General features: G+C 65.7%; 15 protein-coding genes and 2 pseudogenes. 13 read left to right on the top strand and 4 right to left on the bottom strand.

Features of this window, described 5'->3' with window-relative positions; genetic code table 11:
• The 8 genes and pseudogenes from GJV37_RS23865 to hutG form a co-directional block, all read left to right on the top strand.
• Window positions 1-258, top strand: a pseudogene (locus GJV37_RS23865) (urocanate hydratase); the annotation flags it as partial.
• A gap of 118 nt (window positions 259-376) precedes the next feature.
• A complete protein-coding gene (locus GJV37_RS23860; RefSeq protein WP_170858809.1) occupies window positions 377-1,789 on the top strand; it encodes a purine-cytosine permease family protein in 1,413 nt (470 codons plus the stop codon).
• Window positions 1,790-1,931: 142 nt separating this feature from the next.
• Window positions 1,932-2,840 (top strand): ABC transporter substrate-binding protein, encoded by a 909-nt coding sequence (locus GJV37_RS23855; protein WP_420875896.1) that lies wholly within the window; start codon window positions 1,932-1,934, stop codon window positions 2,838-2,840.
• A gap of 62 nt (window positions 2,841-2,902) precedes the next feature.
• Window positions 2,903-3,757, top strand: coding sequence for an ABC transporter permease (locus GJV37_RS23850; protein WP_038803328.1), 855 nt, complete (start codon window positions 2,903-2,905; stop codon window positions 3,755-3,757).
• A complete protein-coding gene (locus tag GJV37_RS23845) occupies window positions 3,754-4,569 on the top strand; it encodes a quaternary amine ABC transporter ATP-binding protein (protein ID WP_024764190.1) in 816 nt (271 codons plus the stop codon). Before GJV37_RS23850 ends, GJV37_RS23845 begins: the two co-directional genes overlap by 4 nt.
• A gap of 49 nt (window positions 4,570-4,618) precedes the next feature.
• Entirely contained in the window at window positions 4,619-6,151 is a 1,533-nt protein-coding gene (hutH, locus tag GJV37_RS23840; protein WP_170858811.1) for a histidine ammonia-lyase, read from the top strand.
• Entirely contained in the window at window positions 6,148-7,344 is a 1,197-nt protein-coding gene (hutI, locus tag GJV37_RS23835) for an imidazolonepropionase (RefSeq protein ID WP_170858812.1), read from the top strand. The genes hutH and hutI overlap by 4 nt, the downstream gene beginning before the upstream one ends.
• Before the next feature lie 216 nt (window positions 7,345-7,560).
• Entirely contained in the window at window positions 7,561-8,364 is an 804-nt protein-coding gene (gene hutG / locus GJV37_RS23830; protein WP_065327951.1) for an N-formylglutamate deformylase, read from the top strand.
• Window positions 8,365-8,480: 116 nt separating this feature from the next.
• Here the strand turns inward: hutG and GJV37_RS23825 are convergent, their stop codons facing one another.
• Together GJV37_RS23825 and GJV37_RS23820 are read right to left on the bottom strand one after the other, a co-directional pair.
• Window positions 8,481-9,878, bottom strand: coding sequence for a hypothetical protein (locus GJV37_RS23825; protein WP_170858813.1), 1,398 nt, complete (start codon window positions 9,876-9,878; stop codon window positions 8,481-8,483).
• A gap of 115 nt (window positions 9,879-9,993) precedes the next feature.
• Window positions 9,994-10,975, bottom strand: a pseudogene (locus GJV37_RS23820) (LysR family transcriptional regulator).
• Window positions 10,976-11,038: 63 nt separating this feature from the next.
• Between GJV37_RS23820 and GJV37_RS23815 the strand changes: the two are divergent.
• Genes GJV37_RS23815 through GJV37_RS23805 form a run of 3 tightly spaced genes read left to right on the top strand, consistent with a single transcriptional unit; the run spans window position 11,039 to window position 13,597 of the window.
• Window positions 11,039-12,283 (top strand): D-amino acid dehydrogenase, encoded by a 1,245-nt coding sequence (locus tag GJV37_RS23815; protein ID WP_038803330.1) that lies wholly within the window; start codon window positions 11,039-11,041, stop codon window positions 12,281-12,283.
• 24 nt (window positions 12,284-12,307) lie between these two features.
• On the top strand, window positions 12,308-12,658 hold the full coding sequence (locus GJV37_RS23810; protein WP_024764186.1) for a RidA family protein: 351 nt from the start codon (window positions 12,308-12,310) through the stop codon (window positions 12,656-12,658).
• 39 nt (window positions 12,659-12,697) lie between these two features.
• Window positions 12,698-13,597 carry a transporter substrate-binding domain-containing protein gene (locus GJV37_RS23805; RefSeq protein WP_170858815.1) on the top strand — a complete coding sequence of 300 codons (900 nt, stop codon included), beginning with the start codon at window positions 12,698-12,700 and terminating at the stop codon, window positions 13,595-13,597.
• Window positions 13,598-13,599: 2 nt separating this feature from the next.
• On the opposite strand, the gene GJV37_RS23800 is transcribed toward GJV37_RS23805, so the two are convergent.
• Window positions 13,600-14,076: an NUDIX domain-containing protein gene (locus tag GJV37_RS23800; RefSeq protein WP_170858816.1), complete on the bottom strand. Its 477-nt coding sequence runs from the start codon at window positions 14,074-14,076 to the stop codon at window positions 13,600-13,602.
• The gene (locus GJV37_RS23795; protein WP_065327945.1) at window positions 14,073-14,501 is read right to left on the bottom strand and encodes a hypothetical protein; all 429 of its coding nucleotides are present in this window, start codon (window positions 14,499-14,501) and stop codon (window positions 14,073-14,075) included. The genes GJV37_RS23800 and GJV37_RS23795 overlap by 4 nt, the downstream gene beginning before the upstream one ends.
• A gap of 179 nt (window positions 14,502-14,680) precedes the next feature.
• Here GJV37_RS23795 and pip point away from each other — a divergent pair, with 179 nt between their 5' ends.
• Window positions 14,681-15,652 (top strand): prolyl aminopeptidase, encoded by a 972-nt coding sequence (gene pip / locus GJV37_RS23790; protein ID WP_170858817.1) that lies wholly within the window; start codon window positions 14,681-14,683, stop codon window positions 15,650-15,652.
• Window positions 15,649-16,086 carry a D-aminoacyl-tRNA deacylase gene (gene dtd, locus GJV37_RS23785; protein ID WP_024764182.1) on the top strand — a complete coding sequence of 146 codons (438 nt, stop codon included), beginning with the start codon at window positions 15,649-15,651 and terminating at the stop codon, window positions 16,084-16,086. Before pip ends, dtd begins: the two co-directional genes overlap by 4 nt.
• The last annotated feature ends 22 nt before the right edge of the window (window positions 16,087-16,108 follow it).

Raw genomic sequence — 16,108 nt, 5'->3', positions numbered from 1 at the left:
AACGCCCTGCTGAACACCGCCAGCGGCGCCACCTGGGTCTCGTTGCACCATGGCGGCGGGGTGGGCATGGGCTTCTCCCAGCACTCGGGGATGGTGATCGTCTGCGACGGCACCGACGAGGCTGCCGAGCGCATCGCCCGCGTGCTGACCAACGACCCAGGCACCGGCGTGATGCGCCATGCCGACGCGGGTTATCAGATCGCGATCGATTGCGCCAAGGAACAGGGCCTGAACCTGCCGATGATCACCGGCAAGTAATTCGGCGATAGCAAGCCAGGACCAGGGAGAGGGCCGCCGCACGGCGTGGTGCGGCGGCCCGGTCCGTAAAGCAGCAGTACATCGACAGACAAGAATTCCCTTCGGGAGAACAATAACGATGTCCCAGGCCAGTGATAGCTCCAAACCCCTGATCGAGGTGCGCTCGATCGACTACATCCCCGAGGCCGAGCGCCACGGCAAGCTCTACAGCCAGTTCACCCTATGGCTGGGCGCCAATCTGCAGATCACCGCCATCGTCACCGGCGCCCTGGCCGTGGTGCTGGGCGGCGACGTGTTCTGGTCGCTGATCGGCCTGCTCATCGGCCAACTGCTGGGCGGCGGCGTGATGGCGCTGCACGCCGCCCAAGGGCCCAAGCTCGGCCTGCCGCAGATGATCTCCAGCCGCGTGCAGTTCGGCGTCTACGGCGCGGCCATCCCGATCGTGCTGGTGTGCCTGATGTACCTGGGCTTCACCGCCACCGGCACGGTGCTTTCCGGCCAGGCGCTGGGCCAGCTGTTCGGCGTCAGCGACAGCGTCGGCATCCTGATGTTCGCCAGCGTCATCGTGCTGGTGACCGTGCTCGGCTACCGCGTCATCCACGTCATCGGCCGCATCGCCAGCGTCATCGGGGTGATCGCCTTCGTCTACCTGTTCAGCCGCCTGATGAGCCAGACCGACGTCAGCGCGTTGCTGCAGATCCGCCACTTCAGCTGGAGCAGCTTCCTGCTCGCGGTGTCCCTGGCCGCCTCCTGGCAGATTGCGTTCGGGCCGTATGTCGCGGACTACTCGCGCTACCTGCCGAGCAAGACGTCCTCGGTGAAAACCTTCCTCGCCGTGGGCGCGGGCTCGGTGATCGGTGCCCAGGTGGCGATGATCTTCGGCGTGTTCGCCGCGGCCGGGGCCAACGGGCAGTTCGCCGGCCATGAGGTGGCCTATATCGTCGGCCTGAGCGGCAGTGGCGCCGTTGCTGCGCTGCTGTACTTCAGCATCGCCTTCGGCAAGATCACCATCTCGACGCTGAACTCCTACGGCAGCTTCATGTGCATCGCCACCGTGATCAGCGGCTTCCGTGGCCACCTGGAAGTGAGCCGTGTGCAGCGCCTGGTGTTCGTCCTGCTGATCGTCGGCGCCGCGACCCTGATCGCGCTGCTCGGCCAGCATTCGTTCCTTGGCGCGTTCAAGTCCTTCATCCTCTTCCTGCTGGCCTTCTTCACCCCGTGGAGCGCGGTCAACCTGGTGGACTACTACTGCATCACCCGCGAGCACTACGACGTGCCGGCGCTGGCCGACCCCGATGGCCGCTATGGCCGCTGGAACATCCCCGGCATCAGCGTCTATGTGATCGGCGTGCTGGTGCAGTTGCCGTTCATTTCCACCAAGTTCTACACCGGCCCGCTGGTGGACGCCCTGGGTGGCGTGGATATCTCCTGGATCATCGGCCTCGTGGTTCCGGCCGTTCTCTATTACCTGGTCGCCCGCCGCGTCACGCGGGCAGTACCGGACCGGCTGATCCTGCCGGCCCGCACCTGAACAGACCGGCCCGGCCGCGTGGCCACAAGCCTGCGCGGCCCTTGCACTGCCCAACCTCATTCACGTTTAGGAGCATCAGATGAACAACACCAAGAAGACGCTGCTGGGCCTGTTCCTGTCCGCCGGTCTGCTGGGCGGCACCATGACTTCGGCCCAGGCCGCCGGCTGGTGCGAGAGTGGCAAGCCGGTGAAATTCGCCGGGCTGAACTGGGAGAGCGGCATGCTGCTCACCGACCTCATGCAGATCATCCTGAAAAACGGCTACGGCTGCGAAACCGACAGCCTGCCGGGCAACTCCATCACCATGGAGCAGGCGCTGGCGAACAACGACATCCAGGTTTTCAGCGAGGAATGGATTGGCCGCAGCGACGCCTGGAACAAGGCCGCCGCCGCGAACAAGGTGGTCGGCGTGGGCGCGCCCATCGTCGGCGCCACCGAGGGCTGGTACGTACCGCGCTTCGTGATCGAGGGCGACAAGGCGCGCAACATCGAAGCCAAGGCGCCGAATCTGAAGGCCGTCACTGACCTGGCGCAGTACGCCGAGGTCTTCCGCGACCCGGAAGAGCCGGGCAAGGGCCGCTTCTACAACTGCCCGGCCGGCTGGACCTGCGAGCTGGAAAACTCCGAGATGCTGAAGAAGTACGGCCTCGAGGACAAGTTCACCAACTTCCGCCCCGGCACCGGCCCGGCCCTGGATGCCGCCGTATTGTCGAGCTACAAGCGCAAGGAGCCTATTCTCTTCTACTACTGGTCGCCGACGCCGCTGATGGGCCAGGCCGACCTGGTGAAGCTGGATGAGCCGGGCGTAAACAAGGACGTGAAGATCCAGGTCGGCCTGTCCAGGGCCTTCCACGACCAGGCCCCGGAACTGGTCGCCGTGCTGGAAAAGGTCAACCTGCCCATCGACCTGCTGAACCAGAACCTGGCGAAGATGGCCAAGGAGAAACTCACCTCCGAGCAACTGGCCAAGGCCTTCCTCAAGGAACACCCGGAAGTGTGGACCACCTGGGTCAGCGAGGACGCTGCGAAGAAGGTCCAGGCCGCGCTCTGACGCCGCCGAATCCGGGGAGGCGCTGCTTCCCCGGTGATGCCCACTCCTGACGAGTACGTGCCATGTTTCCCGAACGCTTCACCTTCTCCATCGCCGACTGGGTCAACGGTTGGGTCGATGCCCTGGTTACCAATTACGGCGACGTGTTCCGCCACATCTCCGACACCCTGCTGTGGGCCATCGTCAACCTGGAGAGCGTGCTGCGCGCGACGCCCTGGTGGCTGATGCTGGCCATCGTCGCCGGCATCGCCTGGCACGCCACCCGGCGCATCCTGCCGACCGTGGTGATCGTCGGGCTGCTGTTCCTGGTGGGCGCCGTGGGCCTGTGGGACAAGCTGATGCAGACCCTGGCGCTGATGATGGTCGCCACGATCATCTCGGTGCTGATCGGCATCCCGCTGGGTATCCTCGCCGCACGCAGCGACCGCTTCCGGGCGATCCTGCTGCCGCTGCTGGACATCATGCAGACCATGCCCAGCTTCGTGTACCTGATCCCGGTGCTGATGCTGTTCGGCCTGGGCAAGGTGCCGGCGATCTTCGCCACGGTGATCTACGCCGCGCCGCCGCTGATCCGCCTCACCGACCTGGGCATCCGCCAGGTCGACCGCGAAGTGATGGAGGCCATCACCGCCTTCGGCGCCAACCGCCGCCAGCAACTGTTCGGCGTGCAGCTGCCGCTGGCGCTGCCGAGCATCATGGCCGGCATCAACCAGACCACCATGATGGCCCTGTCGATGGTGGTCATCGCCTCGATGATCGGCGCCCGTGGTCTGGGCGAGGACGTGCTGGTGGGCATCCAGACCCTCAACGTCGGCAAGGGCCTGGAGGCGGGTCTCGCCATCGTCATCCTTGCCGTGGTCATCGACCGCATCACCCAGGCTTACGGCCGCTCGCGCCACCATGAGGCCAGCAAATGAGCAAGATCCAGGTCAAGAACGTCTACAAGATCTTCGGCGCCAAGGCCGATGCGGCCCTGGCGATGATCCGCCAGGGCAAGAGCAAGGCCGAAGTCCTCGCCGCCACCGACTGCGTGGTCGGGGTGAACGACCTGTCGCTGTCCATCGAGGCCGGGGAAATCTTCGTCATCATGGGCCTCTCCGGTTCCGGCAAGTCGACCCTGGTGCGCCACTTCAACCGCCTGATCGACCCCACCAGCGGGCAGATCCTGGTCGACGGTGAGGACGTGCTCGGCTACGACGCGGCCGCGCTGGAAAATTTCCGTCGGCGCAAGATCAGCATGGTGTTCCAGAGCTTCGGTCTGCTGCCGCACAAGAGCGTGCTCGACAACGTCGCCTACGGCCTGAAGATTCGTGGCGAGAGCAAGGCGCTCTGCCAGGAGCGCGCGCTGCACTGGATCAACACCGTGGGCCTGAAGGGCTACGAGAAGTCCTACCCACACCAGCTCTCCGGCGGCATGCGCCAGCGCGTCGGCCTGGCCCGCGCCCTGGCGGCGGACACCGACATCATCCTCATGGACGAAGCCTTCAGCGCCCTCGACCCGCTGATCCGCGCGGACATGCAGGACCAGTTGCTGGAGCTGCAGAAAACCCTGCACAAGACCATCGTCTTCATCACCCACGACCTCGACGAAGCGGTGCGCATCGGCAACCGCATCGCCATCCTCAAGGACGGCCAGCTGATCCAGGTCGGTGCGCCCAGCGACATCCTGCACAAGCCTGCCGACGAATACGTCGACCGCTTCGTCCAGCGCCGTGTCGCTGCTATCTAACGTCATTCACCGGCGGGGAAGGGGGCTTCCCCGCCTACAGGAGTTCCGCATGTCGTCCGCTTCCCCCATCACCATCGGCAACGGCCCAGTGCGCTGGCAGGATCTGGTCGCGGTGGCGCGCCACGGCGCGCGGCTGCAACTGTCGGCGGCCGCCTGGGCGCGCATCGACAACGCCCACGGCATCGTCGAGCGCATCGTCAGCCGGGGGGAACGGGCCTATGGCATCAGTACCGGGCTGGGCGCGCTGTGCAACGTGGTGCTGCAGGGCGAGCAACTGGCGCAGCTGTCGCGTAACACATTGCTCAGCCATGCCTGCGGTGTCGGCGAACCGCTGAAGGATGAGCAGACCCGCGCGATTATTTGCGCGGCCATCACCAACTACAGCCACGGCAAATCCGGCCTGCACCGCCGCGTGGTGGAAGCGCTGCTGGCGCTGCTCAACCATGGCATCACCCCGCGCGTGCCGTCGCAGGGGTCGGTCGGTTACCTGACCCACATGGCCCACGTCGGCGTGGCGCTGCTGGGCATTGGTGACGTGAGCTATCGCGGTGAAGTCGTCCCGGCCTTCCAGGCCCTGGCCGCCGAAGGTCTGGAGCCGGTGCAGCTGGGCGCCAAGGACGGGCTCTGCCTGGTCAACGGCACGCCCTGCATGACCGGCCTGAGCTGCCTCGCCCTCGACGACGCAACGCGCCTGATGCAATGGGCCGACGTGATCGGCGCCATGAGCTTCGAAGCCCTGCGCGGGCAGATCGACGCCTTCGACGCCGAGATCATCGCACTCAAGCCGCACCCGGGCATGCAGAAGGTCGGTGCCAACCTGCGCGCGCTGCTCGAAGGCAGCGAAGTGATCGCCAGCAGCAAGGGTGTCCGCACCCAGGACGCGCTGAGCATCCGTTCCATGCCGCAGATCCACGGCGCCTGCCGCGATCAGCTGGAACACGCGGCGAAGCAGATCGAGACCGAACTCAACTCCGCCACCGACAACCCGCTGGTGCTGGGTACGCCGGACGATTACCGCGTGGTGTCCCAGGCCAACCCCCACGGCGAATCCGTGGCCATGGCCGCCGACCTGCTGGCGATTGCCGTGGCTGAATTGGGTGGGGTATCCGAACGCCGCCTGGACCGTCTGATCAACCCGCTGGTCAGCGGCCTGCCGGCTTTCCTGGTCAGCCAGCCGGGCGTCAACTCGGGGATGATGATCGTGCAATACGTCGCCGCCTCCCTGGCCGGCGAGAACCGCCAGCTGGCGCAGCCGGCGGTGGTGGACAACTTCGTCACCTCCGGCCTGCAGGAAGACCACCTGAGCCTGGGCACCAGCGCCGCGCTCAAGCTCGGCCGCGCCATCGACAATACCCGGCGCATCTTCGCCATCGAATACCTGCTGGCTGCCCAGGCCTTTGAATTCCTCAAGCCGCAGCGTTTCGGCGCCGGCACCGACTGTGCCTGGAGCCTGCTGCGCGAACAGGTGCCGGCCTATGACAGCGACCGCTGGCTGGCGCCGGACATCGACCGTGCCACCGCACTGCTGGCCGACCCGGCAGCACTGGAAAGCGTCGGCGCGAGCATCGGGAGACTGCAATGAAACACCTCTGGCACCACTGCCACGCGGCAACCATGAAAGATGGCCGCTACGCCATCATCGAAGACGCCGCGATCATCACCGAGGGTGAACGCATCAGCTGGATCGGTCCGCGTGCCGAGCTGCCCGAGCGCCCGGTACAGAGCACCGACCTGGGCGGCGCCTGGGTCACGCCCGGCTTCATCGACTGCCACACCCACCTGGTGTTCGGCGGCGATCGCAGCGGCGAGTTCGAGCAGCGCCTGAACGGCGTCAGCTACGCGGACATCGCGGCGGCCGGCGGCGGCATCGCCAGCACCGTGCGCGCCACCCGCGAGGCCAGCGAGGACGAACTGCTGGCCAGCGCCATCAAGCGTGCCCGCCCACTGTTGGCCGACGGGGTGACCGTGCTGGAAGTGAAGTCCGGCTACGGCCTGGATCTGGACAGCGAACGGCGCATGCTGCGCGTGGCCCGCCGTCTGGAGCAGGAGTTGCCGGTGACGGTACGCACCACTTGCCTGTCCGCCCATGCGCTGCCGCCGGAATACGCTGGGCGCGCCGACGAGTACATCGATCAGGTCTGCACCCACATTCTCCCGGCGCTGGCCGAGGAAGGGCTGGTGGACGCGGTGGACGCGTTCTGCGAACACCTGGCGTTCTCCCCCGCGCAGGTCGAACGGGTGTTCCAGGCTGCGAAGCGACTAGGTCTGCCGGTAAAACTGCATGCCGAGCAGCTGTCCTCGCTGCATGGTTCCAGTCTTGCGGCGCGTTACGGCGCGCTATCCGCCGACCACCTGGAATTCATGGACGAGAGCGACGCCATGGCCATGGCTGAGGCGGGCACCGTTGCCGTGCTGCTGCCGGGCGCTTTCTTCGTCCTGCGCGAAACCCAGCTGCCGCCGATGGACGCCCTGCGCAAGCACGGCGTGAACATCGCCATCGCCAGCGACCTCAACCCCGGCACCTCGCCAGCGCTGTCGCTGCGCCTGATGCTGAACATGGCCTGCACCGCTTTCCGCCTGACCCCGGAGGAAGCGCTGGCCGGCGTCACCCTCAACGCCGCGCGGGCGTTGGGCATGGCCGACAGCCACGGCAGCCTGGAAGCGGGCAAGGTTGCCGATTTCATCGCCTGGGACATCCAGCGCCCCGCCGAACTGGCCTATTGGCTCGGCGGCGACCTGCCCAAGCGCGTCATTCGTCACGGCGAAGAGTTGTGAAACCGCAAGTTCAAAAGCCCCTCACCCTAACCCTGGCTGCGCGCCCCGCTCCTCAAGCGGGAGAGGGGACTGTTCGGTGCAGGATGACGCTTTGCTGTAGGCCGGTACGGACGGCCCCCTCTCCCCCTGGGAGAGGGCTGGGGTGAGGGGGAAGCATTGGCACAGACTTTCAGCACGAAAATGAACTCATCTCGCTGGGTGTGGAGATAACTACCCATGAATAACGTTCTCGAATTCAAACGTGGCCGCGTGCCACTGCTCATCAGCATGCCGCACCCCGGCCTGCGCCTGACCCCGGCCGTGGAAGCCGGTCTGGTCGACGAGGCCCGTGAGCTGGCCGACACCGACTGGCACATCCCGCAGCTTTACGCCTTCGCCGAAGAACTGGGTGCCAGCACCCTGGCCGCCGGCTACTCGCGTTATGTCATCGACCTCAATCGCCCGGCCGACGACAAGCCGCTGTACAGCACGGCCACCACCGGCCTCTACCCGGACACCCTGTTCGACGGCCGCCCGCTGTTCAAGGAAGGGCAGGCGCCTTCCGCGGAAGAGCGTGCGCGTTACCTCAAGGAAGTCTGGACGCCGTATCACCAGACCCTGGCCGGCGAACTCGCACGGCTGAAGGCAGAATTCGGCTACGCGCTGCTGTGGGATGCCCACTCGATCGCCTCGGTCATCCCGCACCTGTTCGACGGCAAGTTGCCGGACTTCAACATCGGCACCAACAGCGGCGCCAGCTGCGACGCGCAACTGGCCGAGCGACTGGTGGCGGTGTGCGCCGACGCGCCGGCCTATCGCCACATCCTCAACGGCCGCTTCAAGGGCGGCCACATCACCCGCCACTACGGCCAGCCGCAGGACAACGTGCATGCGGTGCAGCTGGAACTCGCGCAGTGCAACTACATGGATGAGCACGCACCCTTCGGCTACCGCGAAGACCTCGCCGCACCGACCGCCCAGGTACTCCGGCGCATGCTGGAAACCTTCATCGCCTGGGGCCGCGAGCACTACGGCCGGTAAGTTTTTACACAGCCTCCTGCCGCGCCGGGGCTTGTCGGCGCGGCGCCGCTGGACCACGCATCCCGGCGGCGCTTCCCCGGTGTGACAGGGGGCTGTCTTTTCTTCCCGAACCTGCTTCAGCGAAAGCGAACGATGCGCGAATCGGAGTAATAGAATTCATTTCGGCTATCGCCCTGGCGGAATACCAGGCCGTAGTCTTCCAGGAAGTATCGGGTATCGATGCGCTTGTATTTGTCGTCGACTACCGAGCAATGAATCTCTTTGGCGCTGCCGGATAGTTGGGGATTCAGCTCGGCTGCGGACAACTCGCGGATCACCTCGCAGCGCGTTTCCTGGGTGTCTCGGGTCTGGCCGATGATGCTGAAGTTCTCTTTTCGAGTGAGCCGGTAGCTGAGCTTTTCACCCACAGGCATCTGTTTCCAGTTGCCTTCCAATTCCAGCTTTTCTACCTCACGGGTGCCCTGCGCCTTGCTGTAGTGGGTCACGCTGCTGAGCTCCAGCATGCCCATGAAACTGGTGTCCTGCGAGACGTAGCCCGTGCCCTGCCGCTTGATGTGCAGCAGGCCGGGAGTATCGCCCGGCTGGAACCAGAACTCCTCAATCAATGGCTTGGTTTCTCCCTTGAAGGTCGAGGTGCCTTCGGTGCGTAGGTAGGACAGAGATTTTCGAGGCGCATCGAAGCCCAGGGAGGTCACGTAGCGAGCGACTCCGGCATCCAGCGCAGGTTGGTTTTCCAGATCAGGGGCGGGCTTGTCGCGATTCTCCGCCCGCGCCAGCGCGGACAGTTGTTCGTGCGGCTTGCAGGCAGCTTGCAGGATGGCGAGGTAGTCGGCTGAGGCGGAGCTGAAGGTGCGCGCGCTGGGGGAGGCCTCGATGCGGCCATCCGTGACTCGCTGGCGCGGATCCAGGTCGTAGCCAGTCAGCCAGGTGTAAGTGTTACGGCCGCAATTGACTTGCAGTTGCTCGACCTTGCTGCCGTAAGGCGCTTGGTAGGGCGCATCGTAGGCCAGCGACGGGTAGTCGAATGCAGCCCAGAGCTTCAGGCTCCCGTCGGGCTGTGGTTCCAGGCTGGCGATGTCCAGCAGGACATGTCCGTCGTTGCCGCTTTCGAAGTTCGCCAGTTTGCGCCAGTCCGGGTTCTGAGCGCAGGCCTGAACCACCTGCGGCAAGCTACGCAGTGTTCTGGCGGTGTCACTCGTCAGCGGGATGGGTTCGCGATATTGCGACTGGCCCACAGCGTACATGCGACCGGGAGTGTCGACATATAACCAGTTGGCGCTCTCAGCCGAGCAACTTACCTGAAGCTGCAGCAGGCCGCGTGGAAGGCGCAGGGCGAGGGCGGCTTCGTTGCCGGCGCGAAGGACGCTGTTTTCCACAACGTTGCCGGCGCTGGCGGTATTGGTCACCAGCTTGTCGAGGGCTTGCGTGGGATTCTTTCCGGTGGCGGTTTGCGTGGCGCAGGCGCCAAGCGAGAGCAGAAACGGAGCAAGGAGAAGTGGGCGAAGCAATGTCATGACGAGTCCTTTCAGATCAAAACCAATCCCTTCGGGGCGCAGAAGATTCGGGTATTTCCCCTCGTTTGACAATGACGCGCAGCAATCAGGCGCAGCAGACTACGCGGACCTTGCTTCAATCCTCGGTCTGGAGATCGGCCAACTGCATCTCGGCATGTCGCACCAGCATCTCCAGCAGCAGAGCCTGGGTGTGAGGAGGCGTCTCGTCGGCTCGGGTCAGGGCGTAGAGCGTGACCTTCACCGGAGGTGACAGCGGGCGCAGTGCGGTGAGTCTTTCGTCCGCGCCCAGTGCCGTGAAGGGGTCGACCAGCGCCAATCCTGTTCCTGCCTCCACCAGCGTGCGCGCCAGTGCATAGGTCTGTACTGAAATGCGAACGCGCGGTGGTGGTTCGACGTTCGCCAGATGACTTTCCAGGCGCGCCGACAGCGGGTCGGAGGTGGACAGCCCGATCATCGGCTCGCCGGCCAGTTCGTCCAGCGTCAGCGCCTTGCCCAAACGGTCTTCCGGCCAGTGCGCGCGTGGTGCCAGGGCTACCAGCGGGCCGCTGGCGATGACCTGCGAGCGCAGGCCGGGATGGTCGGTCTGCTGCAGGGTGAGGGCGAGGTCGAGCTCGCGCATCAGCAGGTTCTGGATCAGTTCGCGGGAATGCTGGGTAGCCAGTTCGCAACTGCTTTGCGGATAGCGGTCGGTCCATTCGCGGATCACCGGCGGCAGCAGCGACAGCGCCAGGGCCGGCGTGGCGCCCACGCGCAGGCGGTTCTCCGGCTGGCCGCGCAGGCTCTGCGCCAGGCGGCGAACGCCCTGCAGGCTTTCCGTGACCTTGGCGACTTCGCGCTCCAGCTCCAGCGCCTCGGGGGTCGCCTGCAGTTTGCCGCGCACGCGCAGGAATAGCGGGAAGCCCAACTGCTGCTCGGCGTGCTGCAGCACCTTGGTCACTGCCGGCTGGGAGACGTGCAGCAATTGCGCGGCGCCGCTGACCGAGCCGGTTTCGCGGATGGCCTGGAACACTTCGATATGGCGCAGGCGCATGGCTTGCCTCCGTCAGCGGATTCGCCAAGGTATAACCCTGGTTTATGGGTTGCCCATGTTTATTCATTGTTCGCCGCCTGTCATCCGGTCCTAAGGTCGGAGCCTGGAATGGATGGACAGTGAGACGGCAATGGCACAGCGGATTTGCATCATCGGCGCGGGCGTGGTCGGGCTGGCCACGGCGCAGGCGCTGGTCCAGGAGGGCTTCGACGTCACTGTGCTGGAAGCGCGGGATGCGGCCGGGCTGGAAACCAGTTTCGCCAACGGCGGCCAGCTGTCCTACCGCTACGTGGCGCCCCTGGCCGATGCCGGCGTACCGCAGCAGGCACTGGGCTGGCTGCTGCGCGGCGACTCGCCGCTGCGCCTGCGCCCGCGTCTGGATCCGGCGCAGTGGCGCTGGCTGATGGAATTCACGGCGGCCTGTCGGCGCTCGGTGAACCAGGCCAATGCGAAACATTTACTGCGCCTCGCGCTGTTCAGCCAGAGCACGCTGGCGCAGTGGCGGGAGGATGGGCTGGACGGCTTCGACTGGCGGCGCAACGGCAAGCTGGTGGCCTTCCGCGATGAAGGCAGCTTCCGCAGTGCGCGGCAGACCCTATCCGATCCTTCAGCGCAATTCGTGCTCTCGGCGCAGCAGTGCCGCGGGCTGGACCCGGCGCTGGCGAGTGCGCCCTTCGTCGGTGGCATCCATACGCCGGACGAGGAGGTCGCCGACTGCTTCCTGTTCTGCCAGCGGCTCGCCGAGCGACTTCAGGCATCGGGACGTTGCCGGCTGGTGTATGCCCGCCCGGCTTCCCGGCTGATGATTCGCAATGGCGTCGTGATCGGTGTGGAGGCGGGCGGCGAGACCTTCGAGGCCGATCACGTGGTCCTCGCCGCCGGCTACCGCAGCGCGGCGCTGCTGCCGGGTAGACCGCGCCTGCCGCTCTATCCGCTGAAGGGCTACAGCCTGACCGCGCCAATCCGCGCCGAGGACCACGCGCTCGAGGTGAGCCTCACCGACTACGACCGCAAGGTGGTCTACGCGCGCATCGGCGAGCGTCTGCGCATCGCTGCCATGGTCGACATCGTTGGCTTTGACCCGCGCCTGGAGCCCAGGCGGCTGGCGCTGATCCGGCAGCAGGCGGCGGATACGCTGCCGGACGCCTGTGACTACAGCGCCGCCATCGAATGGGCCGGCATGCGTCCGGCCACGCCCACCGGCGTGCCGCTGGTGGGGGCCTGCGGGCCGCGTGGCCTCTGGCTGAATCTCGGCCACGGCGCGCTGGGCTTCACCCTCGCCTGTGGCAGTGCGCAACTGATCGCCGCACAGATCGCCGGGCGTCACCCGGATATCGACACGACCGGCCTGACGCCCGCGCGGCTGGCCGGCTGATTTCTTCGAATGGGGAGACACACCATGCAACTCACACGCATCGCCACCAACGATCGCCTTTCCGGCGCTATGGTCTTCGGCTCGCTGGTGTTCCTGTCCGGGCAGGTACCTGGGCAGGCCACCGACATCCAGGGCCAGACCCGCGAAGTGCTGGCGAAGATCGACGCGCTGCTGGCCGAAGCCGGCACCGGGAAGGCGGACATCCTCAGCGCGACCATCTACCTCAAGGACATCGCCGCCGATTTCGAGGCCATGAACGGCATCTGGTCCGGCTGGCTGCCGGAAGGCTGCGCACCGACCCGCACCACGGTGCAGGCGCTGCTGGCGCGGCCGCAGGTGCTGGTGGAAATCACCGTGATTGCCGCGCGGCCCTGACCCCTAACCCGACTCACAACAACAAGAAGGATCGCACCCATGAAACGACTTGCTCTGGGAATGCTGGCGGCGTCCAGCCTGGTCTGCGCGCTGGCACAGGCCAACGAGGCACTGGACGGCACGCTGAAGAAAGTCGCCGAGCACGGCACGATAACCCTGGGTTATCGCGACGCCTCGGTACCGTTCTCCTACCTGGGCGATAACAGCGGGCAGCCCATGGGTTACTCGGTGGACCTGGCCGGCAAGGTGGTCGAGCGCATCCGGCAGAAGCTCGGCAAGCCCGATCTCAAGGTGAAGTACAACCTGGTGACTTCGCAGACGCGCATTCCGCTGGTGCAGAACGGCACGGTGGACCTGGAGTGTGGCTCTACCGGCGTCACCGCCGAGCGCATGAAGCAGGTCGCCTTCTCCTACGGCTTCATCTACGTGAAAGGCCAGTTGCTGACCGCCAAGGACAGCGGTATCCAGGGCTTCGCCGACCTCAAGGGCAAGAACGTGGTGACCACCGCCGGCACCACCAACGAGCGCTACCTGAAGGCCTACAACGCCGAGCACAAACTGGGCATGAACGTGGTCAGCGCCAAGGATCATGGCGAAGCCTTCCTCATGCTGCAGTCGGGCCGTGCGGTAGCCTTCTACATGGATGACGCGCTGCTCTACGGCGAGAAGGCCAAGGCCCGCGACCCGCACCAGTGGGTGGTGGTGGGCGAGCCGCAATCGCGAGAAATCTACGCCTGCATGGTGCGCCGCGACGATCCGCAGTTCCTCGCCCTGGTCAACCAGACGCTGGCCGAGCTGTATTCCTCCGGCGAGATCAAGGGCATCTACCAGCGCTGGTTCGAGCAGCCGATCCCGCCGAAGAACCTCAACCTGGAATTCCCCATGACCGCCGAGCTGCAGGCGATCATTGCCAAGCCCACCAGCGAACCGGTGCAGTAATCCTAGCGCTGCAGGCCGAGGTGGCGGATCAGCGGTTGCGCCTCGGCCAGGCGCTCCCAGACATCGTCGAGCAATTCGGCGGGGTAGTAGGAGGGCAGGCGCGGCAGCTCGCGGCGCGGCACCCAGGCGACTTCGCGGATATCGAACTCGTCGCCACCCAGGCCGCGCAGGTTGTCCAGGTTGACCCGGCCGTCCCAGGCATCCACGCGGTAGAACAGCTCCATGTGGAAGCGCGCGGCCAGCGGCTCGGCGAACTCGCGCACGTAGACCAGCGGGCCGACCTCCACCGCCAGCCCGGTTTCCTCCCGGCACTCGCGGCGCACGGTGTCGCGGGTGGACTCGTCCTTGTCCGACTCGAAGCCACCGCCCGGTGGAATCCAGTATTCGTCGCCGGCGACTGCATGACGCACCAGCAGGATTTCGTCGTTGCTGACCAGCAGCCCGGCGGCGCGAATGCGGTGTTGCAAGGGGGAAGTCATTGCCAGTCGAGCCTCGCCAGTTTCCATTCCGATCCTTCGCGCCACCACTCCAGCCTGACCGAGTAATGCCCGGCGCTATCAGGGAGGAGGTTCTCGGCGCCGGTGAGGGCGACCTGCGCGTCGGTATGGCCGCGGTTGGCGTAGGTCGGGTCGATCCTGCTCTCGCTGCTGAGCAGGATTACCTTGACCTGCTGGTGCCGCAGGAACATCAGCGTCATGGTGCGCCTGGCCCAGTCGCGATCGAACTCGCCATTGGCGCGGAAGTCGCCAGCCAGCTGATCGATCACGGCCCCGCTATTCTTGGCTTCGAGGTTGTCCTGCAACTGCTTCACGGCGGCGTCCAGCTGTGCGCGCGGGTCGTCGCGATCACAGCCGGCCAAGGCGAGCATCAGCAGGAAAAGAGAAAGAAACAACTTCCGTGGCATGGCTCACTAACTCCCTTATGGGTTTTTCGCTGGCCCGAGTATCATGCCCGACACCGTGGGGGCCGAAGACTTTCGATGGAAGTCGCGCTGCGGCAACGCGACTTTCTATAGGGTGGCGACAGGCCCTAGGATGGTTACTGGTCCGGGAGCGACCGTACGCACTGATCCAGGAGCGAGCCATGCAAACTTTGTATCCGGAAATCAAGCCTTACGCCCGCCATGAACTGGCCGTCGATGACCCGCACGTCCTCTATGTGGACGAGAGCGGTACGCCCGACGGACTGCCGGTTCTGTTCATCCATGGCGGCCCGGGCTCCGGTTGCGATGCCATGTCGCGGCGCTTCTTCGACCCCAATATCTACCGCATCGTCACCTTCGACCAGCGCGGCTGCGGCCGCTCCACGCCTTACGCCAGCCTGGAGAACAACACCACCTGGCATCTGGTGCAGGACATCGAGCGCATCCGCGAGCACCTGGGCATCGACAAGTGGGTGCTGTTCGGCGGTTCCTGGGGCTCCACCCTTTCGCTGGCCTACGCCCAGACCCATCCCGAGCGCGTGCTGGCGCTGATCGTACGCGGCATCTTCCTCTGCCGCCCGCAGGAAATCCGCTGGTTCTACCAGGAGGGCGCAAGCCGCCTGTTCCCGGATTACTGGGAAGACTACCTGGCGCCGATTCCCGCCGACGAGCACGACGACCTGCTGCACGCCTTCCATCGCCGCCTGACCGGCCCCGACCAGATCGCCCAGATGCACGCCGCGCGCGCCTGGTCCACCTGGGAAGGCCGGACCGCCACGCTGCGGCCGAACCCGGCGGTGGTGGATCGCTTCGCTGACCCGCACCGCTCGCTGTCCATCGCCCGCATCGAGAACCACTATTTCGTCAACGACGGCTTCCTCGAGCCGGACCAGCTGCTGCGCGACATGCACAAGATCGCCCACCTGCCGGGGGTGATCGTTCACGGCCGCTACGACGTGGTCTGCCCGCTCGACAATGCCTGGGCGCTGCACAAGGCCTGGCCCAACAGCGAGTTGCAGATCGTCCGCGACGCCGGCCACGTGGCCGGCGAGCCGGGCATCACCGATGCGCTGATCCGCGCCACCAATGAAATTGGCCGCCGCCTGCTGAACCTGCCGCCGGAGGCTGAATGAAGGGTTTGATCCAGCGGGTGCGCGGCGCCCGCGTCGAGGTTGACGGCGAAATCGTCGGCGCTATCGACCATGGGCTGCTGGCTCTGGTAGGGGTGGAGCCCCAGGACGACGAAGACTCGGTCAACCGTTTGCTGCACAAGCTGCTTAACTATCGAGTGTTTGGCGACGATGAAGGTAAAATGAACCTTTCATTGAGCGATGTCGGCGGCGGCCTGCTGCTGGTTTCGCAGTTCACCCTGGCCGCAGACACCCGTAAGGGCCTGCGACCGAGCTTTTCCAGCGCGGCGCCTCCTGCAAGGGGCGCCGCGTTGTTCGATCTACTCGTGGAACAGGCGCGAGAGCGTCATCCGCTGGTCGCCACTGGCCGTTTTGGCGCCAACATGCAGGTCCACCTGGTCAATGACGGGCCGGTGACCTTTCTACTGGAGGCTTGAACGCGCGGCAGCTTGTCATATC

It is taken from the genome of Pseudomonas nitroreducens (assembly GCF_010994165.1).
Classification (GTDB): domain Bacteria; phylum Pseudomonadota; class Gammaproteobacteria; order Pseudomonadales; family Pseudomonadaceae; genus Pseudomonas; species Pseudomonas nitroreducens.
This window is presented reverse-complemented; position numbering and strand designations above follow the sequence as displayed.

Excerpts from the sequence above, each read along its gene's own strand:
- GJV37_RS23815 (WP_038803330.1), top strand. The coding sequence starts at position 11,039 with ATGGCACAGCGGATTTGCATCATCGGCGCGGGCGTGGTCGGGCTGGCC.
- GJV37_RS23855 (WP_420875896.1), top strand. The coding sequence starts at position 1,932 with ATGACTTCGGCCCAGGCCGCCGGCTGGTGCGAGAGTGGCAAGCCGGTG.
- GJV37_RS23805 (WP_170858815.1), top strand. The coding sequence starts at position 12,698 with ATGAAACGACTTGCTCTGGGAATGCTGGCGGCGTCCAGCCTGGTCTGC.
- hutH (WP_170858811.1), top strand. The coding sequence starts at position 4,619 with ATGTCGTCCGCTTCCCCCATCACCATCGGCAACGGCCCAGTGCGCTGG.
- dtd (WP_024764182.1), top strand. The coding sequence starts at position 15,649 with ATGAAGGGTTTGATCCAGCGGGTGCGCGGCGCCCGCGTCGAGGTTGAC.
- GJV37_RS23810 (WP_024764186.1), top strand. The coding sequence starts at position 12,308 with ATGCAACTCACACGCATCGCCACCAACGATCGCCTTTCCGGCGCTATG.
- GJV37_RS23845 (WP_024764190.1), top strand. The coding sequence starts at position 3,754 with ATGAGCAAGATCCAGGTCAAGAACGTCTACAAGATCTTCGGCGCCAAG.
- GJV37_RS23800 (WP_170858816.1), bottom strand. The coding sequence starts at position 14,076 with ATGACTTCCCCCTTGCAACACCGCATTCGCGCCGCCGGGCTGCTGGTC.
- pip (WP_170858817.1), top strand. The coding sequence starts at position 14,681 with ATGCAAACTTTGTATCCGGAAATCAAGCCTTACGCCCGCCATGAACTG.
- GJV37_RS23850 (WP_038803328.1), top strand. The coding sequence starts at position 2,903 with ATGTTTCCCGAACGCTTCACCTTCTCCATCGCCGACTGGGTCAACGGT.
- GJV37_RS23860 (WP_170858809.1), top strand. The coding sequence starts at position 377 with ATGTCCCAGGCCAGTGATAGCTCCAAACCCCTGATCGAGGTGCGCTCG.
- GJV37_RS23825 (WP_170858813.1), bottom strand. The coding sequence starts at position 9,878 with ATGACATTGCTTCGCCCACTTCTCCTTGCTCCGTTTCTGCTCTCGCTT.
- hutG (WP_065327951.1), top strand. The coding sequence starts at position 7,561 with ATGAATAACGTTCTCGAATTCAAACGTGGCCGCGTGCCACTGCTCATC.
- GJV37_RS23795 (WP_065327945.1), bottom strand. The coding sequence starts at position 14,501 with ATGCCACGGAAGTTGTTTCTTTCTCTTTTCCTGCTGATGCTCGCCTTG.
- hutI (WP_170858812.1), top strand. The coding sequence starts at position 6,148 with ATGAAACACCTCTGGCACCACTGCCACGCGGCAACCATGAAAGATGGC.